18 protein-coding genes are annotated in these 23,261 nt (G+C 43.9%); 14 read left to right on the top strand and 4 right to left on the bottom strand.

From position 1 onward, the window contains the following. Positions 1-142: 142 nt before the first annotated feature. The 5 genes from AC59GT_RS09940 to AC59GT_RS09960 all read left to right on the top strand — a co-directional run bounded on the left by AC59GT_RS09940 (position 143) and on the right by AC59GT_RS09960 (position 12,026). Complete coding sequence (locus AC59GT_RS09940; RefSeq protein WP_497237496.1) at positions 143-4,264, top strand: hybrid sensor histidine kinase/response regulator; 4,122 nt, start codon at positions 143-145, stop codon at positions 4,262-4,264. Between the two features lie 873 nt (positions 4,265-5,137). Further along, positions 5,138-8,305, top strand: coding sequence for a SusC/RagA family TonB-linked outer membrane protein (locus tag AC59GT_RS09945; RefSeq protein WP_497237497.1), 3,168 nt, complete (start codon positions 5,138-5,140; stop codon positions 8,303-8,305). Between the two features lie 17 nt (positions 8,306-8,322). After that, positions 8,323-9,912: a RagB/SusD family nutrient uptake outer membrane protein gene (locus AC59GT_RS09950; RefSeq protein WP_497237498.1), complete on the top strand. Its 1,590-nt coding sequence runs from the start codon at positions 8,323-8,325 to the stop codon at positions 9,910-9,912. Between the two features lie 21 nt (positions 9,913-9,933). Beyond that, a complete protein-coding gene (locus AC59GT_RS09955; RefSeq protein ID WP_497237499.1) occupies positions 9,934-11,079 on the top strand; it encodes an IPT/TIG domain-containing protein in 1,146 nt (381 codons plus the stop codon). 71 nt (positions 11,080-11,150) lie between these two features. Beyond that, positions 11,151-12,026, top strand: coding sequence for an AraC family transcriptional regulator (locus tag AC59GT_RS09960; RefSeq protein ID WP_497237500.1), 876 nt, complete (start codon positions 11,151-11,153; stop codon positions 12,024-12,026). Positions 12,027-12,085: 59 nt separating this feature from the next. Here AC59GT_RS09960 and AC59GT_RS09965 read toward each other — a convergent pair whose 3' ends face one another. Both AC59GT_RS09965 and AC59GT_RS09970 read right to left on the bottom strand, forming a co-directional pair. Next, positions 12,086-12,334, bottom strand: coding sequence for a hypothetical protein (locus tag AC59GT_RS09965; RefSeq protein WP_497237501.1), 249 nt, complete (start codon positions 12,332-12,334; stop codon positions 12,086-12,088). 57 nt (positions 12,335-12,391) lie between these two features. After that, positions 12,392-13,273 carry a manganese catalase family protein gene (locus AC59GT_RS09970; protein WP_497237502.1) on the bottom strand — a complete coding sequence of 294 codons (882 nt, stop codon included), beginning with the start codon at positions 13,271-13,273 and terminating at the stop codon, positions 12,392-12,394. Positions 13,274-13,306: 33 nt separating this feature from the next. Between AC59GT_RS09970 and AC59GT_RS09975 the strand changes: the two genes are divergently transcribed. Then, positions 13,307-13,444 (top strand): hypothetical protein, encoded by a 138-nt coding sequence (locus AC59GT_RS09975; RefSeq protein ID WP_497237503.1) that lies wholly within the window; start codon positions 13,307-13,309, stop codon positions 13,442-13,444. Between the two features lie 150 nt (positions 13,445-13,594). Next, on the top strand, positions 13,595-14,458 hold the full coding sequence (locus AC59GT_RS09980) for a cyanophycinase (RefSeq protein WP_497237504.1): 864 nt from the start codon (positions 13,595-13,597) through the stop codon (positions 14,456-14,458). A 14-nt stretch (positions 14,459-14,472) separates the two neighbouring features. Here AC59GT_RS09980 and AC59GT_RS09985 read toward each other — a convergent pair whose 3' ends face one another. Together AC59GT_RS09985 and AC59GT_RS09990 are read right to left on the bottom strand one after the other, a co-directional pair. Continuing rightward, entirely contained in the window at positions 14,473-15,030 is a 558-nt protein-coding gene (locus tag AC59GT_RS09985; protein ID WP_497237505.1) for a GNAT family N-acetyltransferase, read from the bottom strand. A gap of 159 nt (positions 15,031-15,189) precedes the next feature. Then, positions 15,190-17,385 (bottom strand): family 1 glycosylhydrolase, encoded by a 2,196-nt coding sequence (locus AC59GT_RS09990; RefSeq protein WP_497237506.1) that lies wholly within the window; start codon positions 17,383-17,385, stop codon positions 15,190-15,192. A 376-nt stretch (positions 17,386-17,761) separates the two neighbouring features. Here AC59GT_RS09990 and AC59GT_RS09995 point away from each other — a divergent pair, with 376 nt between their 5' ends. The 7 genes from AC59GT_RS09995 to AC59GT_RS10025 all read left to right on the top strand — a co-directional run bounded on the left by AC59GT_RS09995 (position 17,762) and on the right by AC59GT_RS10025 (position 23,181). Then, positions 17,762-18,946 carry a glycosyltransferase family 1 protein gene (locus AC59GT_RS09995; protein WP_497237507.1) on the top strand — a complete coding sequence of 395 codons (1,185 nt, stop codon included), beginning with the start codon at positions 17,762-17,764 and terminating at the stop codon, positions 18,944-18,946. 63 nt (positions 18,947-19,009) lie between these two features. Next, on the top strand, positions 19,010-19,714 hold the full coding sequence (locus tag AC59GT_RS10000; RefSeq protein WP_497237508.1) for a DUF421 domain-containing protein: 705 nt from the start codon (positions 19,010-19,012) through the stop codon (positions 19,712-19,714). A gap of 2 nt (positions 19,715-19,716) precedes the next feature. Beyond that, the gene (locus AC59GT_RS10005; RefSeq protein WP_497237509.1) at positions 19,717-20,403 is read left to right on the top strand and encodes a DUF421 domain-containing protein; all 687 of its coding nucleotides are present in this window, start codon (positions 19,717-19,719) and stop codon (positions 20,401-20,403) included. A gap of 43 nt (positions 20,404-20,446) precedes the next feature. Then, on the top strand, positions 20,447-20,695 hold the full coding sequence (locus AC59GT_RS10010; protein WP_497237510.1) for a hypothetical protein: 249 nt from the start codon (positions 20,447-20,449) through the stop codon (positions 20,693-20,695). 6 nt (positions 20,696-20,701) lie between these two features. After that, entirely contained in the window at positions 20,702-21,856 is a 1,155-nt protein-coding gene (locus AC59GT_RS10015) for a baeRF7 domain-containing protein (RefSeq protein WP_497237511.1), read from the top strand. A gap of 24 nt (positions 21,857-21,880) precedes the next feature. Continuing rightward, positions 21,881-22,372, top strand: a complete 492-nt coding sequence (locus AC59GT_RS10020; RefSeq protein WP_497237512.1) for a BON domain-containing protein — start codon at positions 21,881-21,883, stop codon at positions 22,370-22,372. Positions 22,373-22,752: 380 nt separating this feature from the next. Then, complete coding sequence (locus AC59GT_RS10025) at positions 22,753-23,181, top strand: EthD family reductase (protein ID WP_497237513.1); 429 nt, start codon at positions 22,753-22,755, stop codon at positions 23,179-23,181. Positions 23,182-23,261 lie beyond the last annotated feature (80 nt).

The raw sequence follows: 23,261 nt of genomic DNA on the forward strand, positions 1-23,261 counted from the left end.
GTTAACCAAAAATTTCGTCATCGTTAAAACTAGTTGCTGAAATTAAATTATCGTAACTGCATTTTTGCAAAAGATTGGTGTCAATTGTTGGCTTATTACCTCATCTTTGTGTCACTATTAAAACCTGGCTTTCCGCCGTTTGATGAAGACACCTTTACTACTGCTTCTGCTTGTTTTGTCGGCTAAATTGTTTGGACAAAATAACGAGTATCAGTTCTCAAAACTGGATATAAGCAGCGGGCTGTCTCATAATCAGGTAAACAGTATATTAAAGGACAGCAAAGGCTTTATGTGGTTTGGTACTGTTTCTGGCTTAAACCGCTACGATGGCTACAAGTTCAGGACCTTTAAACATACACAGGGAGACAGTACAAGCCTGAACGATGATTTTATTGAATCGATATCTGAAGGACCAAATAACACCTTATGGATAGGAACACGCACGGGCTACAACATCTACGATCCGCGCACAGAAAAGTTTAGCCATGACATAGGCAAAGCTTTAAGATCGTTAGAAATTCCGCCTCAAAATATAACCAGGATAAAAAAGGACTGTGCGGGTAATTATTGGTTTTTAAATTCGGTTACCGGTATTTACAAGTACAATCCTGCTACGGCGAAGACCATGCACATAGCCGCGAGTAGCAATGGTATCTACAGCAATACAGTTTCTGATCTATCGGTAGATTACAGAGGAAATATCTGGCTGGTTTACAATCAGGGAGTAATGGAGCGGCTTAATGGCTTTAATTATAAGGTAAACTACCGCAGGAAGTTGGCCGAGCTGCCAATTGGGTTAAACAGCGGTTATAAAGTTTTTATTGATAAGCAAGATGATGTATGGGCCTTTGTACCGTCATATTCTAATGGCGTGTACTTTTTAAGCAGGGATCAGAAAACGTTCAAACACCTGGATAAAGGAACAACTCCTGAAAGTTTAAATACAAACGTTGTTGCTAATGTTGTTCAGGATAATAACAACAACATCTGGATAGCGACAGATCATGGTGGAATAAACTTGCTGAACAAGCAGGATTTTAGCATTAAATACCTTCTAAATCGGGAGGACGACAACAAAACTGTTGGCCAAAATAGCATAGTACTGCTTTATAAAGATGATACGGGTATTATTTGGGTAGGCACCTACAAAAGAGGTGTTAGCTATTATCATGAAAGTATTATCAAGTTCCCGCTTTATACGCATCACTTGTCAGACCCCGGAAGCTTAAGCTTTAGCGATGTAAACAAGTTTGTCGAAGACAAACTTGGAAACCTCTGGCTGGGAACAAACGGCGGCGGCCTGATGTACTTCGATCGGCAAAAAAATACGTTTAAAAAATACCTCCACAATGCGGCTGATCCAAACAGCTTAACCAACAATGTAATTGCCAGCATGTACCTGGATCATGAGCAAAAGCTATGGATTGGGACCTACTTTGGCGGTTTGGATTGTTTCGACGGAAAGGTATTTAAACACTATCGCCACAGCCAGTCGGATACAACTAGTTTGTCTGACGATAGAATATGGTCGATATTGGAAGACACTGATCACAATCTGTGGGTGGGAACGTTATCTGGCGGATTGAATATGCTGAACCGTAAAACAGGTAAGTTTACACATTACATTCCTACGCCAGGTTCCTCTAATTCTATCCATTCCAATTACATACCTGCACTACTCGAGGACAAGCACAATAATATCTGGATAGTAACCTCCTATGGTATAGATGTTTTGAACAGAAAGACGGGACAATTTTCTCATTATATACATGAGGATAAAGATCCATCAAGCATTATAAATAACTGGACCAACAACATCCTGGCAGATGGTCGCGGTTTAATTTGGGTGAGCACACGTGAAGGATTAAGCATATTTGATCCTGCCTCCGGTAAGTTTACTAACCTCACCAGAAAGGACGGGCTGGCTGATAATACCGTTTTGGATATTCTGGAAGACAAGGCGCACAACATTTGGGTAAGCACCCCTAATGGCTTGTCTAACATCATTGTAAACAGGCAATCTGCTGCGCTGAAGTTCCAGTTCATCAATTACAACGAGAAAGATGGTTTACAAGGACGTGAGTTTACGCCTTATTCCTCTTACAAAACCCGTAGCGGGGAGCTAATATTTGGAGGCGGAAATGGTTTCAACATTTTTCGTCCGGAAGATTTACGCACTAGCAAACGCGTACCTCAGCTGGTGTTTACGGATCTACAAGTGTTTAATAAAAGCCTTGCAGTTGGAGAAAAGATTAACGGAACTGCTATACTGACCAGCTCAATTACGGACGCTAAGCAGATAGAACTGAAATATAACGAAAACGTGTTTTCTGTAGAGTTTGCTGCACTTAACTACTTTGATCCGGATAAGGTAAAGTTTGAGTACACCATGGAAGGCTTTAACAAGGATTGGATTGCTGCTGATAACCTCACACGTAAGGCAACTTACACAAACCTTGATGCGGGCGACTACATCTTTAAAGTACGTGCTTCTAACCCTGGCTTTTGGACAAGTAAAGAGATTACACTACATGTTACCATATTACCTCCATTTTGGAAAACAACCTGGGCTTATATACTATACGCGCTGGCCTTCACCTGTGTCTTGTTATATATAAGGCGTCGTGGTATAGCTAAACTACGTACGCAATTCTTGCTGGAAAAAGAACGTGAAGAAACCCAGCGCCTGCATGAACTTGACCTGATGAAAATCAAGTTCTTTACAAACGTAAGCCATGAGTTTCGTACGCCTTTGTCGCTGATTATGGCACCGGTTGACAGGATAGTGAAACAAGCAAAAGATCCCGAGGTAAAAAGCCAGCTGCTACTGGTTAACCGTAATGCTAAGAGATTGCTTAACCTGGTAAATCAATTACTCGATTTCAGAAAGATGGAACACCAGGAGCTTAAACTCCATAAACGCTCCGGAGATATCGTGAGCTTTGTGAGGGAACTCTCCTATTCCTTCACAGACGTTGCGGAGCAAAAAAGCATAGACTTTGTATTCGATACGGACATAGAGCAGTTCTACAGCAACTTTGATCATGACAAGATCGAGCGCATATTGTTCAACCTTTTGTCAAACGCATACAAGTTCACCCAATCGGGCGGGCAGGTAAGCGTGTTGCTTAACCTGGTTGAACAAGAAGACAGCACCGCATTGGAAATCAGAATAATAGATACCGGAATTGGCATTCAATTCGACAAAATAGATAAGATATTTGAGCCATTCTTCCAGAATGACCTCCCCGGTAGTATGCTGAACCAGGGCAGCGGCATAGGCCTATCCATCACCAAAGAGTTCGTGCGGCTTCACGGCGGGGAGATAACGGTGGAAAGCGAACCTGGTCAGGGCAGTTGCTTCACCGTAATACTTCCGCTGCAGCAGTTAGCCGACGCGCTGTTCACAGATACTACGCACACTATTGAACACGAAAAGGATGAAGAACATAATGCCATCGCTAAAACAACAGCTCGCCTAAAAGACAACCGCGACACCCGTAAGCCTACTGTACTATTGGTAGAGGATAACGACGACTTCCGCTTTTACATAAAGGATAACCTTAAAGACGCTTTTAATATTATTGAAGCAGATAATGGCAAGAAGGGCTGGCAAAAGACTTTGGCTCAGCACCCAAATCTTGTGGTAAGCGACATAACCATGCCGGAGATGAACGGCATCGACCTTTGCCGTAAGATTAAGACCGATCCTCGTACCAGCCATATACCCGTTATATTACTTACAGCTATAGCAGGCGAAGAGCAGCAATTAAAGGGACTTGAAACCGGCGCCGGCGATTACATGACCAAACCCTTTAACTTTGAGATACTCGTTTCCAAGATTAAGAACATCCTGAGCCAGCAGGAAAGCATGCGCAAAACCTATCAAAAACAGGTTGAGGTTACTCCTACTGAATTGCACGTAGACTCGCCAGACGAGCTATTCATCAAAAAGGTGTTATTACTAATAGATAACAACATATCAAATCCGGGCTTTTCAGTAGAAGAGTTGAGCAGTGAAATGTTTGTGAGCCGCTACACCTTATACAAGAAGATACTGCAGATGACCGGCAAAACCCCTAACGAACTGGTGCGCCAGATGCGCCTTAAGCGTGCTGCGCAGCTGTTAGAGACCGGTCACCTTACCATATCGCAGATTTGTAACAAGGTTGGATTTAAAAGTCAGAAGTACTTCGTAAAAACCTTTAAAGCGGAATTCAACACCATCCCCTCCAGGTATGCTGAGCAATTTAACGAATCTTAAACCCTGCAAACTGTAACACAATGAGGTGTTACACCTGATACACTTTTCCGTCTCTAAAAACACCTTAATTATTGTTAATCAATTTGTTAACAAAATCTCATGTTACAGTTTTTGGAAGCATGATACAGTTTGATAAAAATATAATTTTACAATTATCTCATTTCCAATAATTTACACAAACCGTCGTATTTTCGTGTTTACACCATGTTACACTTATTGTGCTGACAAGATCATGTCGGTTGGTAGCTGACAATCAGCTATAATACCCCTCGCAAAATGGAACTTCTTCCAAGTTTCAGCAAGCACCTGTATTCTTAAACCTTCAAAAACCACATATAAATCACAGCCGTTTAAGCAAGTGTGATTAAGCCGATGTGTCCTAAACTTCTCATTAGTCAACTGTACCATTTGAGCTTTGTACTGTTACTACCTGCAAAGAATGCTCGTGTCAGCTGTTTACTCGTCAGTACTCCCATATTGTTTGATACTATTTCTTCACTTTATAAAGTATTCATCAATAGAAATAGGTACACAATTGTAACAAAAGGCGGCACATTAAAGCTTAAATATAGTTTTACTTGTTGACAATCAGTAAGTTATGTTTAGTTGACATTTGTACCCCTATTTAGCCACAACGGGTTAAAAATTGAGATATAATTTTAACCTCTATATAATCCTTATCGCATCAGTTAATTACCCTGAATGGTAAGTTATAAACCAATTACACCAGTTACTAACTTTTGACTATTGCAGAGAGGCAGCCGTGCTGTCTTAATGCTTGCACCTGCTAAAGCGCTTTACGGGACTAAGCAGGTAAACCATTTTATGCTGTAAAATCAATATAACAATCAATCAATAACCAATTAAACCATTATGAGGAAAATTCTACGAATAGCACTGCTGTTTGCCTCTTTTTTTGTTTGTGCCCGGGGCATGGCACAAACCGGCAGCACAGTGGTCACAGGAACCGTGTCCGACGACAAGGGCGTTACCCTTCCCGGGGTAACCGTCGCCGTTAAAGATGTGCAGGCTAACGCCATTACCGACATTAACGGTAAGTACAGCATTAATGTACCGGCAACCGGCAGAGTGCTGGTTTATTCTTTCATCGGCATGGAGCGCCAGGAGATCACCATTGGCGGCCGTACATCAATTAACGTTACATTAAAATCGGGTACAACTGCCCTGTCAGATGTTAACGTGGTAGCTATCGGTTATGGCACGCAAAGGCGCCAGGATGTAAACGGCGCGGTATCATCGGTAAAAGCTTCTGATATTGCCAACATTCCGCAGTCCAGTGTAGATCAGTTACTACAGGGTAAAGCGGCAGGTGTTACCGTAACGCAAAATACCGGCGCGCCGGGCAGCCAAACATCAGTACACATCCGCGGTATCTCGTCATTTGGCGCTGCAGAGCCGTTGTACGTTATAGATGGTGTACCTATTTCGGGTTCGGCCGGTGCTAACGGTGGTGTTGCGCTTAACGCTAACAATGGCCAAAACTCGCCAAGTCCGCTGGCATTATTAAACCCTAGCGATATCGAAAGCATCGACATCCTTAAGGATGCATCAGCTGCCGCTATTTACGGTAACCGCGCATCAAACGGTGTTATCATCATCACTACAAAAAAAGGCCGCAGTGGTACATCGCGCATCAGCTACGATGGCTATGCAGGTTTCCAACAGCCGCAAAAGTATCTGGATCTGATGAAGCTGCCTCAATACGCATCTCTGCAAAATTCTCTGGCAGATGTATACGGCACAGGCCGCCGCGGGGAATTTGCCGACCCTACCCTGCTTGGGCCAGGTACCGACTGGCAGCGCGCTATCTTTCGTACTGCTTACCAGCAAAGCCATCAATTATCTTTATCAGGTGGTAAAGAAGGTATCAATTATTACGTTTCAGGCGGATATTTTGATCAGGATGGTATCGCTATCGGGTCAAACTTCAAACGTTACTCTTTCCGTTCAAATATCGATGCCCAGATCAAGGACTGGTTCCGTGCAGGTTTAACCCTTTCCGGCAGCCGATCTACCGAGAACATCGTTTACAGCGATAACGGCGGTATTATTTACAATGCCTTGCTGCAAGCACCAGACGTTGCAGTTTACAATGCTGATGGTACCTTCGCAGGTCCGCCAAACACGCCTGACGCAGTAGGCGGTATACTTAACCCTGTACAGCAGGCGCTAAGCATCTCTAACCTGCTTAACCGCAATAACCTTAACGGTAACTTTTATGCAGAGATACGCTTTGCACCAGGCCTTACAGCTCGTACGGAAGCCGGTGGCGATTTTGGTTTCTCTAACAACAACCTGTTTAACCCAAGCTACTCATACGGCCGCTTTAGCAACCCTACAGCAACCCTGCAGGAGCAGCAGAACACCAACAGCTTTTATAACGTAAAGGAATACATCACCTACAACCACACTTTTGCGCAAAAACATGCGCTTACCGCTTTATTGGGTTATGAGCTTTCTTCTTCGCGCTGGGGCTACACCCGCGGTACCATATCAGGCTTCCTAACAAACGATTTAGGCGGCAACGTACCAACCCTTAACCTGGGTACTGCAACAACCGCCGTGGTAGACGAGCGCAAGAGTGCGCCACACAACCTAGAGTCGCAGTTTGCGCGTGGTATTTACACTTTCAACAATAAATACAGCGTAACGGCTACCATTCGTACTGACGTTTCTTCAAACTTTGCGCCGGGCCATCAAAGGGGCTATTTCCCATCGTTCGCCGCATCCTGGAGACTGTCTGACGAATCATTCATGGCACCTATTAAATCCGTTGCCGATAATATCAAGATCAGGTTAGGTTATGGCCAATTGGGTAACGAGGGTATTGCCCCTTACTCTTTTGGTTCGCAGTTAAATCCAACCATCACAGGTTTGGGTACAGGCTTCCTGGTGGCACGTATCGCCAATCCCGATCTTACCTGGCAGCACCAGATAGAGTATAACGCCGGTATAGATTTTAGCTTGTTTAACTACCGTATAGATGGCTCCTTTGATTACTTCCATCGTAAGGCCAGCAAATTCCTGTTCCAGTTGCCGCTTCCATCGTACCTGGTAGGCGGGCCGGATTACCTGGGAGGTATAGCGCCACCGTATGTTAACGCAGGTGGTATAGTAAACAAAGGTTTCGATCTTTCTTTAAACTCACGTAACATCACCGGTAAAGATTTTAAGTGGAACACCACTTTAATTGTATCCCGCTACAAAAACGAGGTTATCTCTTTAGCTAACGGCTTGCCTCAGCTTATTCAAAGCGTTACCAACGGTTTCCTTAGCTTGCCTATCACCCGCACCGTTGTTGGCGGCCCGCTCGGCGAGTTTTACGGCTACCGTGTTAAAGGCGTATTTAAAACCGATGAGCAGTTGCGCAATGCTCCTATCCAATTCGGTTACCCTGTATCAAACGATGGCAACCTGGGTAACAAACGTACCTGGCTGGGTGATGTACAGTATGAAGATATTAACGGTGATGGCAAAGTGGACGCTAATGACCAGGAATCACTGGGTAGCCCGCAGCCAAACTTCACCTTTGGTTTTACCAACACGTTCAACTATAAAGCTTTCGACGTAAGCATATTCCTGCAAGGCCAGCAAGGTGGCAAGATCCTGAGCCTGCTTGACCGTACGCTGGGTGGCCTGGCTAACCTTTACCAGAACCAGTACGCTGCCGAAGCAAACTTTTGGAGCCCGACAAACCCAACATCAGACGTTCCGGCTCCAAGGGGTGGTACAGATAATGCCAACCTGCAGATCTCTGACAGGTTTATACACAGCGCTACCTACTTGAGGGTACAAAATGTACAGCTAGGCTACAACTTCCCGTCAAAAATCATTCGCAAGGTTAAGCTTAACCGCTTAAGGATGTATGTAAGCGGCCAAAACCTGTACACCTTTACCGGCTACAAAGGTTACGACCCGGAGATTGGCCTGCAAAACCAAAATCCGCTGTTATCTAACGTAGATATAGGCAGGTACCCATCGGCACGCACCGTTACATTTGGTATTAACGCTGAGTTTTAACCATTAATAAGTAAACAATGAAAAGATATATAAAATATATAAGTGGCTTAGCTGTGATGACCTGCATTACCGCTACCAGCTGCAAAAAGGAATTTTTTAACAAAGCGCCCGAGGACGCTATTACTCTGGACAACTTTTATAAAACTGCAGACCAGGTACAATCAAGCACTAACGGCTTGTATAATAACGTATGGTTTAGCTGGAACAACAAGGCCGCGTGGGCAATTACCGAGCTTTCCAGCGGAAATGCGCGCACCTACTCCAGCGACGTGGTTGCTTTTGGCAACTTTTCGGTAACGGGTGATAATACCGAGCTGAATAACGCCTGGGTATCGCTATTTACTGTGATAGCGCAGTCTAACGCGCTTATCAACAACCTGCCTTCAAAGGTGTCTGCATCAGTTCCCTCTGCAGTAGTTAACAACGCGCTTGGCGAAGCGCACTTCATGCGTGGCCTGGCTTACTTCTACCTGGTAAGGTTATTTGGTAATGTACCGATTATTGAGAATAGCCTTGATTACGTAAACAACTTCCAGATAAATACCAACCCCGTTGCTGATGTGTACAAGTTTATTGAGCGCGACCTGCAGTTTGCAGAAGCCAATTGCAACAAGATGGTACGCAGTGGCAGTTCTGTAGCGCAGGGGCATGTATCAAGCGGCTCGGCAACAGCAATGCTTTCTAAAGTATACCTGTACCAGCAAAAATATGCTGAAGCACGTGCTGCTGCAGAAAAGGTTATAAACAGCGGCGAGTTTAAACTCTACGGTGTTGATGTAGCGGGTAAAACCTATACCGACCTGTTTGAGACTGCCAGCAACAACAATGAGGAATCTGTAGCTGCTTTACAATGGGCTGCGGGTGCGCCTTATGGTCACGGCAACTCCATGCAGGCATCATTCGCCATTAACTCTATCATCACGGGTACCGGTGACGGCTATTCGGTTATTGGCCCCACAATTGACTTGCAAACAGCTTACGAACCGGGCGACAAACGCCTGCACGGCACTATAATGCTTGCCGGCGATAAATACCCTGAACTGAACCAGGCAGGCGGCGGTTTTACCGTACCTACCGACGTGAACTCACAAAATACCCGGGCGGGAATTAAAAAGTATGTAACAGGTACCCCTGCTGATAACGGCGGTAAAGGTGGCGCCCAATCAACCGGTAACAACACCTACCTGATGCGTTATGCAGAGGTATTGCTGATAGAGGCCGAGGCCGTATTAGGAAGTAACTCCAGCACTGCAGACCCTGCCGCGCTGGTACCGTTTAATAAAGTAAGGCAACGCGCAGGCTTAAACCCGCTGCCGAGCATCACTAAAAACGACATCTTTCACGAGCGCCGCATAGAGCTGGCTATTGAAGGCGATTACTGGTTTGACCTTGGCCGCCTGGATGGTTTTAATGTTGCCAGCCACCCGCTTGCCAAAGCAATTATTGATAACCAGGAACGTGGCACTTACAGCAACGATACCCCTCCTGTTGTGTATAGCCAGAAAGTGCCAATTCCGGCTGATGGATTCCTGTTCCCTTACCCCACCACGGAAGTAGCAGCAAACCCTAAGCTGAAAGAAGCGCCAGTAGCTTATGTATTTAAATAAATTTTTAAGAATCAGTTTAAAATGAAAAATATAAAAACATACTTCTGGGTACTATCGGCATTGATGGTATTCGGATTTGCGGCCTGCAAAAAAGACCAGCCTGAAGGCGGCAAGGGCGCGCCAACCATTAGCCGTGTGCGCACAGTTAGTAAGGCCGATACCATTGTAGGGGTAGTGCACCGTATTACCCTGGATTCAAGCAGCGTTTATGATGATCGCACGGTTGTGGCATTCGACTCTACAGTTGCAGAAGGTAAGCTGAACAATCAATACGCAATAATTGGCGAGAACCTGCAAACCACCACTTCGGTATCTTTCAACGGCTCATCGGTATACTTTAACCCGGCACTTGTTACAGATAAAGTGATCATTATCACCATACCTAACGGTACTCCTTTCGGGCCAAGCCAGGCTAACAAGTTAACGGTAGTAACCAAGTACGGCACGGTAGACTTCAACTTCTCTATAGCGCAGCCGCCGCCGACTATCACCAGTTTCGATCCGCTGGCAGCCAGCACGGGCGACATCATCACCATCAAGGGTACCGTGTTCGATGGTGTTACCGCTGTTAAGTTTGATGATACACCTGCCGAAATTGTAGGTACACCTACCCCAACGCAAATTCAGGTAAAAGTACCGGCTGGCATTGTACAAAGCTACATTTATGTAACCACACCGGGCGGCACTACAAAGTCTGCAGCATCATACGGCTTTAAATATGTTATCTATGGCGACGCACTTTCTGCAGGCTGGGGCGGCCAGGGCAATGGAGGTTACGACGGCTACGGAAGTACGCGTAACTACGCCAGCACCGAACATCCTAAGCGCGGCCCTAACGCAATTGCTGTAACAGTTGATAACGGCTATGGCGCTTTGCAGCTGGGTTACGGCGGTGCTACCTTAAGCGTTACCGAAAAAGGGCTTACCAGCCTTAAGGTATCAGTTTACGGCGGCAACGCCATTAAAGCCGGTGATCGTGTGCAATTGGTGATAAACGGCAATTATGGCGCGGCTTACCCTATAGAGCTAAAGCCTGGCGCATATACCGACTACACCATCCCGCTTAGCGCTGTAGGCAGCCCTGCTACTATTAGCGAGATTACCTTCCAAACACTTGGTGTAGCTGCACCAAGCACCTTCTATGTAGATGACCTTGGTTTTATATAGCCATAAAGCTGCCGCAACAGTGACAAGCTGTTGCGGCAGCTTTATATTACACGTAAATACATCCAGCTGATATGCCAAACAATGTAATGCATGAGATAACTCCGCTTACCCCAAACGACTGTTTTACCATATTCAACAGGGTAAAAACAAAGTTTGATTTCCCGCTGCATTATCACGATGAATATGAGCTTAACCTGCTGATTAATGCCTGTGGCGCCAAACGTGTAGTGGGAGGCAACATTGAAGTTATCGGCGATGTTGATCTTGTACTTATCGGGCCAAACCTTTATCATGCCTGGTTTGACCATGAATGCAGGAGTACAGAAATAATTGAGGTGACCATACAGTTTCACCGCGATTTATTTGACGAAAAATTTCTAAGCCGTAACCAGATGAACTTTGTGAAAAGCATGCTTGACAGGTCGCTCAGGGGTATAACGTTTACGCCTGAGGTTATTGATACGGTAAAGGACCGGCTATTAGAACTTGACAAGAAGAACGGATTTTTATCGGTACTGGAGCTGCTTACCATATTGCACCACCTTTCTGTAGCGCCGGATACCCGCACACTGTCTGAATGGAGCTTTAGCAGCGACAAGCTGAACAGCAACAGCAGGCGCGTACAGAAAGTGTTTGATTATCTCAACAGCAATTACACCCGCCCGGTAACCCTCGCGGAAGTGTCGCGGATAGCTAATATGCCCGAAGCAAGTTTCAGCCGTTTTATAAAAAGGCGTACCGGTAAAACGTTCATAGATAGCCTAAACGAAATAAGGCTAGGCCATGCATCCCGATTACTGATAGACAGTACGGCCACCGTTGCCGAGATAGCTTACAAATGCGGCTTCAACAACATATCCAACTTTAACAGGATATTCAAACGAAAGAAAAGCTGCAATCCTAAAGTATTCCGGGACACCTATACGGATAACCGGGTTTTTGTGTAACAGAGCATCAAATAAAAGCCCCGCTGCATTATACAGCGGGGCTTTTTTAATATTAATAACTATTTATTGTTTGGAGATGCCTGCCCGTGTTTGGTGGTATCTTCTTTTGGCAAGGTATCATTCATGTGTGCCCTGCCTGCAGGACCTGCACCGGAGCCGGGCGTCTCATCCGTGTCCATAGAATGGTCATCACTTTTGCCAGGCTGATTTTGTCCGGCAGTATCACTGCTGCTTTGTTTGCCATTGCCGCTGCATCCGGCTAATGTTAGTGATGCACCTAAAGCACATATCATTATTAACTTTTTCATAGCTTTTGATTTAAGTATTTACCGGTACCTGTACATGCCAGGCAGCCGGTATCTTTATTATGGTAAAATGGTGTCTTTGATGTTCTCCAGGATACCTTTATCGGCACCGCCGGTCATTTGCTGTTCCTGTGCATACCCTTTAACATCCGGCGGACCTAGTACGGGTACATCTCCCATAGGAGTAGCATGAACGTATGAGAATTCGCCCTTGCCATCCATTGACGGGCCACTTGCCCAACGTGCATCCGGTGCTTCGGGGCGCTCTATATTGGTTGATACGAACGCGTATTCAAAGCCTTTCACCTGCTCTCTTGTTGGGAAAGTGTTAGGGATTGGCATGTTAGCGCTTAAACCACCAAGGTCTTCAAGCACAGCCAACCACTGGTTCTGGTGCATAGTATCGCGGGTGATCAGGAAGGATAACAGGTCTTTCATGCCGGGGTCATCAGTTAGTTCCCATAAACGGGTAGCTAAAACACGACCGGTAGACTCTGCCATTACGTTTGCATACATATCAGCCGCAATGTTGCCGCTGCCTACCACCCATGAACCGTTAAACGGAACACCGTTACTGTCTACGGCCATCGCTGCCAGCCCTGATGATAATACATGACGCGGATCCATTCCGCCCATTATACTACCAACTATTGGGTTCTCGCCGGCAATTTTGTCTTTAAGGTCATTGGTTGCACCTTCGAGGTTCAGCGCTACTGCTGTGCTCAGCATTTCAATGTGCGAAATCTCCTCGGTACCAGTATCCAGCAGCATATCGCGGTATTTGGCCGGCCTACGGGCGCCCCATGCCTGAAAAAGGTATTGTAAACACACCCTTATTTCGCCTTCTATACCGCCTATGGCCTGTTGCAAAAGTTTAGCAAATGCGGGGTTTGGTTTTTCTACACGTACCTGGTACTGTAGCTTTTTGTCATGATAGAACATACTTAACCTGTTTTTATTTATAATTAACAATAAATGAGTTCTAAATTATTTCCGGCAAGTATGGCGGCATCACAGATGGATGCTGAAGCGCTTTCTGAAAAGAAGTGGTCAGGTAATTTGACTGCTGTAATTAGAATGATTTTAGACTTAGTTTGTTTTACTTTTAATTAATAAAACTCAGTTAAGTAAATTAATAATATAAAAATTAGCTAAATAAATGTTTTAAAACCCGGAATACAAATCAAAATACTAGATAGTTAATTTCTAATTAAAACAATTTCACGTTAAATAACTTGAATATTGACCTTAGATTTTATAGAAATGAGAGAAGAAAAGATTAACTCGTGCCCCATACCATCAGGAACATTATTGGTTGTGGGAGGACATGAAGACAAAGGTGCGGGTGAAAAAGAAAGCAGCCAGGCAGAATATAAACCTATGGAAATCCTAAAAGCCTTTGTTGATCTTGTAAGTAAAAAGGACTGCGTTATTGAGGTAATTACATCTGCAAGCGCAGAGGGTGACGAGTCTTTTGAAGACTACAGAAAAGCATTTACTGAACTTGGGGTAAACAAACTGGGCCATATACATCATGATAAACGTGCAGACGCTGCAAATGAAGAAGATGTAGAGCGTATTAAGAAAGCAGACGGCATATACCTGGCCGGCGGCGACCAGCTTAAACTCACTTCTATTTATGGCGGTACCCAGTTTTTATTTGAGCTTAAGCAGCGCTATATACACGACAAGTTGATTATTGGTGGTACCAGTGCAGGCGCAATGGCAATGTCTACCCCGATGATATTCGCAGGTAACAAAGATGCGCAGCAAATTGCTGGTGAAATAAAGATCACAACGGGTCTGGAGTTCCTGAACGACGTCTGTATTGACACTCACTTTGTGGACAGAGGCCGCTTTGTGCGCATGGCACAGGTGGTTGCAACCAACCCTACTAATATTGGCATAGGCATCGAAGAAGATACCGCTCTGATTGTTCGCAACGGTATTGAAGGGGAGGTAATTGGCAGCGGGATAGTTATCGTGATAGAAGGCTTCAACATCACAGATACCAATATTGTAAGGTTCAACTCGGACCGCAGGATATTTATACAGGACCTTAATGTTAAACTGCTTTCAAAAGGCTGCAAGTACATTATCCCGCAAAATAATCCACCCCATATTTAATCAGGAGAACGCTGTTACAAAGCTGTTGTTTCTTTATGTTGATTGAACTCGCGCCATTCGTTTTCGAGTATGCTCATCTCCATCAGGCTCCAAAATGTATCACCGTGCCGGCTGATGTCGCGCAGCAAGCCATCCACCTGAAAGCCACATTTACTATAACATTTTATAGCGGGCTGGTTAAAATCGTAAACACCGAGGCTCATCCGGTGGAGATGGAAATCTTCAAACCCAATCTTCATAACAGCCCGGGTAATCTGTTCGCCCAAGCCTCTCCCCCGCTCATCGGTACTGCCTACAAGCACCCTGGTAATACGTGCGGACCTGTTGCGGCGGTTCAAGGCAGTTAATGAGACATGGCCTACAGTCTTGCCGCTCTCTTCATCAACAGCTTTATAGATCATAACGTCAGAATCATTGAAATCATTAGCGTCCTCTATGTACCAGTTCAGTTTATCAGGCGTAAGCGGAAAACGAAACTGCGTACCCGCCCAGTTCATCAGCAAATCTTCGTTGTCTATCCAGTCTATCAGCAACGGAAAATCGTTCGGTGTGAAATATTCTAATTTAATCATGTTTGCTTTAAGATCAAGCGGGTTGAAATCCTTTAACATCCATAGTACCTTCTTTGTTCAGTGTTTAAGGCACGGCAAGCATCACTACTCATTATATGAATATCACGCTAAAAATAACAAAAGTGCTTAAGGCGGAGAAATCCGCCATTGTGTTGAATCTTAAACAGCTATTGTATTACCAAGGTAGCTGTTTCCGGTGACATCTACATAATGCCGCAAAGCACTTTCAAGAGTAGGTAGTTTTACGCCTTTTTCACTCTGCAATACGTTACTCTTCGGCATTCTTACCTTCAAGTTCATCTGTTTAAGTGGGGTTGGTTTTATCACGCTAGCATCCAAGCCGGTCATCTCTGCTATTTTAAAAGCGAGTTCGGCCCAGGTGATACGCCCGGTGCTAGCAACATGGTATAGGCCATTCTCGTTATCAAGCATCAGGTCCAGGCCAATGTGAATAAGATCGGGCACGTAAGTAGGCGATACAAACACATCACTTGCGGCCACAACAGTTCTACCTTCTTTAAGGTCGGAAATTGTTTTTGCAACAAAGCTGGTATCATCCCATGGGCCAAAAAAGTTACAGGTGCGCACAACTAAGGCATTTGGGTTATTAGCTAATACAACCTCTTCGCCCCTGGCTTTACTTTCGCCGTAGACATTTAACGGAGAAACGGGATCACTCTCAACATAAGGTAATTGTTTAGCGCCGTCAAAAACAAGCCCGGAAGAAAAAGTGAGCAGTTTTATAGCGTGCTTTGCACATTGTGCTGCTAATACTCCAGGGCCTTCGTAGTTAGATCTGAAACAAGCCTCACGTTTATCTTCTGCAGCAGCAACATCTACGTAGCCTGTCGCGTTTATAATTGCCCATGGGTTATAATCTTCAATAATCTGCTCTACAGTTTCAGAGTCTGTAATATCAACATCTTCCCTGCTTAACAAGAAATGATGTATGTTCCTTTCATCGCAAACTATACTGAAAGCATTGCCTAGCGTGCCCGATTTGCCTATGATAAGTACAGGCTGACACTTTGGGATATGTTTAATGTTTTTTAGAGGTAAAATATTGTCGAAGCTATATTGCAACCTGTCTTCGCGTTTCCACCAGCCCTCTGTTTCCAAAACAGGGTGATAATAAACTTTACGTTTTGTAAGCACTCTGATCAATCGCGCGAGTGCCGTCGGTCTTGGATAGCCCGAACTTAAGTTGAAAACGCCGGGCTCATAATCGCCGTAAGGTTGGGTAACCAGCCGGTTCCATCCGTGCAGGCCAAATATCGCCCAAACAGTAATCGCTCTTATGTCCAGCCCCTCTGCTTTAAGTCTGTTAACGGTTTCCCACATTTCATGAAACCAGCGCATCTGCTCCTCGCGGGTACTATGTAAGTGGCACTCTGTAATTGCCATTGGTAACCCAAGCCTTTCCCACGCCTCGCTAAGCAGTTTATCTGGTCCCCATTCAAGTTCTGTGGCCGCCTTTACTATTTCAATGTCTGCATACGCATGTATCCCATTTCCACCGTGGTATTGGTTTGGGTAAGTATTTAATGTCTCATCGAGGTATCTTTCCGAAGTAATGTAGTAATTAAACCCGGCGATATGAGGACGGCAATTATTTGCAAGGAAGTACTGCAGCTCGCTTTCTGGTATGCCAACAGCCAACATCTGCCGGTACATAACTTTGTCGGGTGTTAAGGTTCCGCATAAAAGTTCATAAGATGCCCAACGGCGCTCGTTTTCGAAATTAGCCTGATACTGCAGCAATGGTGTGCTATAGGTTTTGCCTAGGTCTTCTGTTTGTACTAGTTTAGCATCAGGGTTAATTTCCCGTATGGCTGCCATAGCCATTACGGTTGCTTTACATTCGCTCAGCAGTATATTATAAAAGCTAAGCTCATCTGCCATATGCGGGTACCAATGCCCATAAAGCCCGCAAAACCTTGCGGTAGTTAAAGGCTCATTAACTGGTGTGTAATATTCCAGCCAGGGGAAGCGCTCAGCTACTGCCTTAGCATACTTAGCAACACCCTCCTCAAAGCTTCCGTCAAAAAAGTTAACGTGCAGCGGGCCACTCCCGTGGTGTACCAATCCGGCTATCGGTTCTATATTAAGCTCCTTTAAACGGGTTAGTTTCCTGTCAGTAAAGCCCCAATCAATTACACCGTCCTTAACAGGTTGATGTTTTTCCCAAAGAACAGGGTACCGGAGCATTTTTATACCCAAAGACCCAATCAAATCAATATCATTCTCCCTTTTATAGTGTCCACCAAATTCAAACTGATCATGATATGCGTCTTTAACGCGGTTTATAGTACATTCTAAACCGCCCCATATATCAACCGGGTTTTCTAAAGCCATAATTCTACTCTTTCCTTACATATAGCAAGACAATTGCCAAATCGATTATTAATTTAAATTATTATCTAATAGTTAAGAAATCAACGGTGTTTTGTTGCTCTTGCCACCTAATTGTCAAAAAAATCCCCCTACTCATCTTCTAAATGGCTTAAAGTGTATGGAATGTTGGATGGTGTGTAGTTAATTCATTCACTTTTATTTAGGAGGCAAATTAGCTGTAAACCAGAAGTAAAAAGCCATTATCGATTTAATACGTTGAAAATGAATAGAATGCAGTCGATGTTTAAAACTTTTATTATCGTATTAATTTAAATTGTTTCCAATAAGATACATTTCGGTATCTGCTTTGCTACTCTTCTATAAACACAAAACGAATATGAAGATTATAAACAGTAACACTGAGAAAGACCAGGTAAGGAGCATTTACAACACCTTACCAGCTAACCTTATCTGTTTCTCTCACCTGCGCTGGGATTTTGTTTATCAGCGACCACAACACTTGCTAACACGCCTGTCAAAGGTTTTTAACATATTTTTTATTGAAGAACCAATTTGCGATGCCACTGAAAATGAATACTATGAATACCTCACAAGGGGTAACAACCTTGTTTTAATGGTTCCGCATATTAACGCTGGCCTTAATGCCGAAGAAACTAAAACAATATTAAAATCAATGTTCGATGGCTTTATGAAAAACAAAGACCTGTCTGAATATGCATTTTGGTATTACACTCCTATGGCGCTTGATTTCAGCCGTAAGTACTCTCCTGATTTGATCATATTTGATTGCATGGACGAACTATCTGCGTTTAAGTTTGCGCCGGAAGAATTGAAAAATCTCGAAAAAGAAATGCTGAGCAAGGCAGACGTAGTATTCACCGGTGGTCACTCCCTGTACGAAGCCAAAAAAAATCAGCACGCTAACATACATGCTTTCCCTAGCAGTATAGAAAAAGAACACTTTGCAAAAGCAAGGGAGATAACTAAATGCCCGGAAGACCAGGCGCACATCAGCGGTCCAAAACTTGGTTTCTACGGCGTAATTGATGAACGCTTTGATATTGAACTGATAAGAGATATTGCTAACGCACGTCCTGAGTGGCAAATATGTCTGATAGGCCCTGTAGTTAAGGTTGATCCGGAGACACTACCCCGTAACAAGAACATCCATTACCTTGGTCCAAAAAGCTACCAGCAATTACCAGAATACCTGGCACACTGGGACATTGCACTAATCCCTTTCATGCTTAACGAATCTACAAAGTTCATCAGTCCAACAAAAACTCCTGAATACCTGGCCGCCGGCAAACCGGTGATATCAACCCCGATTAAGGATGTAATAAATCCTTATGGCAAGAACAGCCTGGTGCACATTGCAAGTGATGCACAAGGATTTATTGATGCAGCTGAAATAGAATTAAGCAACAACCAAAAAGCGAAATGGCTGTCTAAAGTTGACTCTCATTTGAAACAAAACTCATGGGATAAAACCTGCAGCAACATGCTTCACTTGGCAAAGGAAGTCATCAACCGTAAGGCATATTCATCTATTGCACAATAAAGGGGTTCAGGCTCGCAAATAACGTTGAAGACAGGTGCAGGTTAATAGCCTGGTGGGAAAGCTATGAAAAAAGAGTCCATTCATTTTGATGACATATACCGCATCCTTATTGGTAATGCTCCTCCAATTTTCCTCCTGGAAGTTTTCCTGAGGACAATTATCATATTCGTTACACTGCTACTCGCCATACGTTGGCTTGGTAAGCGCATGAGTGGGCAATTAACCATAATGGAGCTTGCAGTTATGCTTACGCTAGGGGCAATAATTTGCGTTCCGATGCAAATACCAGACAGAGGCCTTCTGCAAGGTATTGTATTACTGCTTTGCGCCGTATGGCTACAACGCGGAATTAGCTACCTGGGTGTTAAAAGCACCAAAATAGAGGATATTACCCAAGGTAAGCTCAGCATGCTTATAAAAAATGGTGTGCTTGAATTAGATGAACTCAAAAAGAATCGCATATCTCACAGGCAACTTTTTTCACAGCTTCGACAGCTTAATGTATTTAACCTTGGCGAGTTAGACAGGGTTTACCTGGAAGCTAACGGCGTATACAGCATTTTCAAGTCTGATGAACCAAGGCCCGGCTTGCCGATACTGCACGTTGACGACGAGGAAATTGTGGAAAAACAAGAACATGCTGGTAATAACGATACCGAGCAAAAACCGCTTAAAGCATGTAAGATGTGCGGAAACGTTGAGCCGGAGGAAACAAAAGGCAGATGTAAGGTATGCGGAAACGATGATTGGATTAAAGCTATAATTTAAATATGCAACCAGATCAGATAAAGTTAGAGGATTGGAAACGCATACTGATAGGCGATGTTCCGCCTAGTTTCTTTTTAGAGTTAGTTATCCGGTCTGTTATTATTTTCTTACTGCTGCTGTTTTCCATGCGATTGATGGGTAAACGCATGAGTGGCATGCTAAGCAGGAACGAGATGATAGCAATGGTATCTCTGGCAGCAGCCATAGGTATTCCCCTCACCTCTCCCGACCGCGGCATTTTACCGGCATTCATTATAGCCATTGTTGTAGTATTCATACAGAGATGGATCTCGGCACGGGCAATGTCTGACACTAGCTTTGAAAACTTTGCCCTTGGTGAAATGGATGTGCTGGTGAAAAACGGCGTGATAGACCTGAAACGGATGGAAAAGGTAAGAGTATCCCGCGAGCGTTTGGTAGCCCAGTTACGATCGCAGGGGATAAAGCAACTTGGTAGTGTAAAAAGGCTGTTTATGGAGGCAAACGGATCTTTTACCCTTATTCGTACGGAAGATAGCACTCCAGGACTTACACTACTCCCGCATTGGGACAAAGAATTTAATGCCCGCCTCAAGCATCATGAGGAACTAATGACATGCGAGGCTTGCGGATTAACCGTAAAAACAGCGGAGAAACCGGAGAAATGTCCACATTGCGGCTTTAATCAATGGACTACTGCGGTTGAATAATAAAACACCAATAAGTATTTAATCAATTGTTAAAACTATAGTTATGGCAAAGAATAAAAATGGCGCATTTATACCGCCAAAAGGAAAACCATCTGGCAACGGAAGAGAAACACATCAGTTAAAAGATGCTTTCGCGGTAACCGACCCGGAAACGGAGAACGAAATAGCTGCCAAATACACCAGGGACGGTACAGATGAAATTGCCGATGGTATACACGTAAGGCATGTAAACCGCAACCTACACAAAGGTGAAGATATGGATGGAGATGACAGTGTTAATAATGCTAAATAGCTACTGATGGAATTGATAACTAAACAGGAATTTACCGAACTAGCCAACCATAAAGGCGAACCATGTATCTCGATTTACATACCTACTCACCGGTCAGGTGTGGAGGTTAATGAAAAGAAAGATGCCCTTGTATTTAAAAACGCTTTGCAAAGCGTAAATGCTCAGTTGCAGCCAAAAGGCATGGATTCTGAAAGTATCGCAGAATTGCTGACACCTTGCTATGAGCTTTACAACAACGAAATATTTTGGAATAGCCAGCTGGACGGGCTGGCTGTATTCGTGACAAAAGATTTCTTTAAGGCAGTGCAACTACCTTTTGCTTTAAAAGAAGAATTGTTCATTAACAGCGAATTCTATGTTAGTCCACTATTGCCAGTAATAACCAATACTGAAGAATTCTACCTGCTTGTGCTAAGCAAACAAGAGGCAAGGCTGTACCAGGGCAACGCATTTGGGATGCAGCATATACAAGTGGCTGGAATGCCCTACGGTATGGAAGATGTTATCCAGTATGATGAAAAGGTTGGCGCTCAGCTGCACAGGCGCGGCAGCAGAGGTGGTAATGATGGCGGTGCGAACTTCCACGGGCAAGAAAACCAGCTTGACGACAAGACGTTAGTAACAACTTATTTTCAGGAAGTTGACAGAACGCTGTTCTCAGAAGTACTGCACGACAAGAACCTACCGCTGGTGCTCGCCGGTGTTGAATACCTGCTTCCGATTTATAAGAGCATATCAAAATATCATTTTATAGAAGAAGAGGCTATTACAGGTAATCAACAGCACGAGAGCTTACAGGCACTATTTACCAAAACGCGTGAAAAGCTCACTTCCTACTTCAAGCAACGTACAAACAGCGCGTTGGAGAATTACTACAATGGGATAGCTACTTCGCTTACGTCATCTATACCCGAGAAGGTTATCCCGGCAAGTTTTTACGCGCAGATTTCCGATTTGTTTGTTTGCCAGGATCAACATATCTGGGGGAAGTTTAATGCAGACACTGCTGAACTGGAGATACACCCCGAACGTCAGGACAATGACGAGTGCCTTATTAATAAAGCGGCTGTAAATACATACATAAATGGCGGCAACGTATATGTACTGCCTGCTGAAAAAATGCCTAAAGAAAGTATTATCGCAGCCTTTCTCAGATTTTAAGGTCTGCGTTAGTACCTAAAAGTTATGAATATAATAAAAGCGTTTAAAGCATCTTCAGCACGCCTATCAGCCATTCTCGTACTTACGGGTCTAATGGTGTCTACTGGTTGCACCACCACGGACAAGGATATTAAAGCAGAGATCACCCAACTAGCTAAAACAGATGTGAATTTTGCTGATGTAAAGTACACGGTTGAAGATAAAAGAGTGACGCTTACAGGAAGTTGCCCTTCAAAAAAGTCGAAGGATGCGGTAGAAAAAATGGTTAAGGGTATACGTGTTGTAAAAGATATGGTAAGCCGCTTACAAATAGCGCCGGTTACGCTAACTAACGCTTTCCCCATAAAGCAAGCTGTAGATAGCATATTGGCGGGGTACCCCACAGTAATAGCTGATGTAAGCGAAAAGGAAGTAACCCTGTCCGGCAAAATTACAAAGCCGGAAGTAGTTCCGCTTTTAACCGCTATCCGCAGATTGAATCCACCCAATATTAACAACAAGCTTCAGGTAAAATAATCTGAAGCTTGTTACTTTAAAACAAACAGGATCGACAGCTAGAATCCCCCTAATTCCAAACAGGTGTCCCGCATAGGAAGTGGGACAAGCGGGACAACTTCAAACATTAAGTACTTAATTTACAGTAATTTACACCATCAAAGCGGGACACTGCGGGACAGTACAAAAGCTTTAGGTCTTTGGTAATAAACATTTAACTGATAGTAACTTACACGTTTACTGACTGTTTTTAAAAAAACTGATGGGACACCATAGATTTTTTAATTGGGACACTCTTTGAAGGCTTGATAATATAGAAAAATATCTAAATTGTCTCATGTTTAAGAACTGGTTGTCAACTTGAAATTTTCAACCGAACTTCACCAATAAAAAGCCGCAATATGAAAATCATAACCATTATCTCCTTTTTAATTTTAATATCCGGTTCTGCCGCATTTAGCCAGGAAAAGCAAAATACCGACACCAAAGAGCGCAATATGGCTGTTGCTGAAAAGGGCTTGATCAAAGTAACCGTTATGTACCCATACGCAGAAGGCAAAAAGTTTGATATGGAATATTATGAAACCAAACATATGCCTATGGTTGCCGGATTTCTTGGATCAAACCTGGTGAAATACACAATTGAAAAAGGAATGGCCAATGGCATGCCCAATCAACCATTACCTTTTGCAGCAATCGGAACGTTTTACATCAGGAACCTTAAAGATTATCAATCAGCTGTTGGTCCGCACATAGTTGCTATCAGGGCCGATTTTGCCAATTACACGGATATAGTTCCTTTAATTTTGGTAAGTGAAGTTGTAAAATAATCTTGTACATAACATAGCTTTATGGTTATGTATTGCATAAACGCACGCGGTTTAACAATCGTACCCTCCTTCGCTTATAG

The sequence above is a fragment of the Mucilaginibacter sp. 320_HR genome (assembly GCF_059691875.1).

Bases quoted from the DNA above. Each gene is read 5' to 3' on its own strand.
- AC59GT_RS10025 (WP_497237513.1), top strand. From the start codon at position 22,753: ATGAAAATCATAACCATTATCTCCTTTTTAATTTTAATATCCGGTTCT.
- AC59GT_RS09960 (WP_497237500.1), top strand. From the start codon at position 11,151: ATGCCAAACAATGTAATGCATGAGATAACTCCGCTTACCCCAAACGAC.
- AC59GT_RS09970 (WP_497237502.1), bottom strand. From the start codon at position 13,273: ATGTTCTATCATGACAAAAAGCTACAGTACCAGGTACGTGTAGAAAAA.
- AC59GT_RS09990 (WP_497237506.1), bottom strand. From the start codon at position 17,385: ATGGCTTTAGAAAACCCGGTTGATATATGGGGCGGTTTAGAATGTACT.
- AC59GT_RS09975 (WP_497237503.1), top strand. From the start codon at position 13,307: ATGAGTTCTAAATTATTTCCGGCAAGTATGGCGGCATCACAGATGGAT.
- AC59GT_RS10005 (WP_497237509.1), top strand. From the start codon at position 19,717: ATGCAACCAGATCAGATAAAGTTAGAGGATTGGAAACGCATACTGATA.
- AC59GT_RS09985 (WP_497237505.1), bottom strand. From the start codon at position 15,030: ATGATTAAATTAGAATATTTCACACCGAACGATTTTCCGTTGCTGATA.
- AC59GT_RS10020 (WP_497237512.1), top strand. From the start codon at position 21,881: ATGAATATAATAAAAGCGTTTAAAGCATCTTCAGCACGCCTATCAGCC.
- AC59GT_RS09955 (WP_497237499.1), top strand. From the start codon at position 9,934: ATGAAAAATATAAAAACATACTTCTGGGTACTATCGGCATTGATGGTA.
- AC59GT_RS10010 (WP_497237510.1), top strand. From the start codon at position 20,447: ATGGCAAAGAATAAAAATGGCGCATTTATACCGCCAAAAGGAAAACCA.
- AC59GT_RS09965 (WP_497237501.1), bottom strand. From the start codon at position 12,334: ATGAAAAAGTTAATAATGATATGTGCTTTAGGTGCATCACTAACATTA.
- AC59GT_RS09980 (WP_497237504.1), top strand. From the start codon at position 13,595: ATGAGAGAAGAAAAGATTAACTCGTGCCCCATACCATCAGGAACATTA.
- AC59GT_RS09995 (WP_497237507.1), top strand. From the start codon at position 17,762: ATGAAGATTATAAACAGTAACACTGAGAAAGACCAGGTAAGGAGCATT.
- AC59GT_RS10000 (WP_497237508.1), top strand. From the start codon at position 19,010: ATGAAAAAAGAGTCCATTCATTTTGATGACATATACCGCATCCTTATT.
- AC59GT_RS10015 (WP_497237511.1), top strand. From the start codon at position 20,702: ATGGAATTGATAACTAAACAGGAATTTACCGAACTAGCCAACCATAAA.
- AC59GT_RS09950 (WP_497237498.1), top strand. From the start codon at position 8,323: ATGAAAAGATATATAAAATATATAAGTGGCTTAGCTGTGATGACCTGC.
- AC59GT_RS09945 (WP_497237497.1), top strand. From the start codon at position 5,138: ATGAGGAAAATTCTACGAATAGCACTGCTGTTTGCCTCTTTTTTTGTT.
- AC59GT_RS09940 (WP_497237496.1), top strand. From the start codon at position 143: ATGAAGACACCTTTACTACTGCTTCTGCTTGTTTTGTCGGCTAAATTG.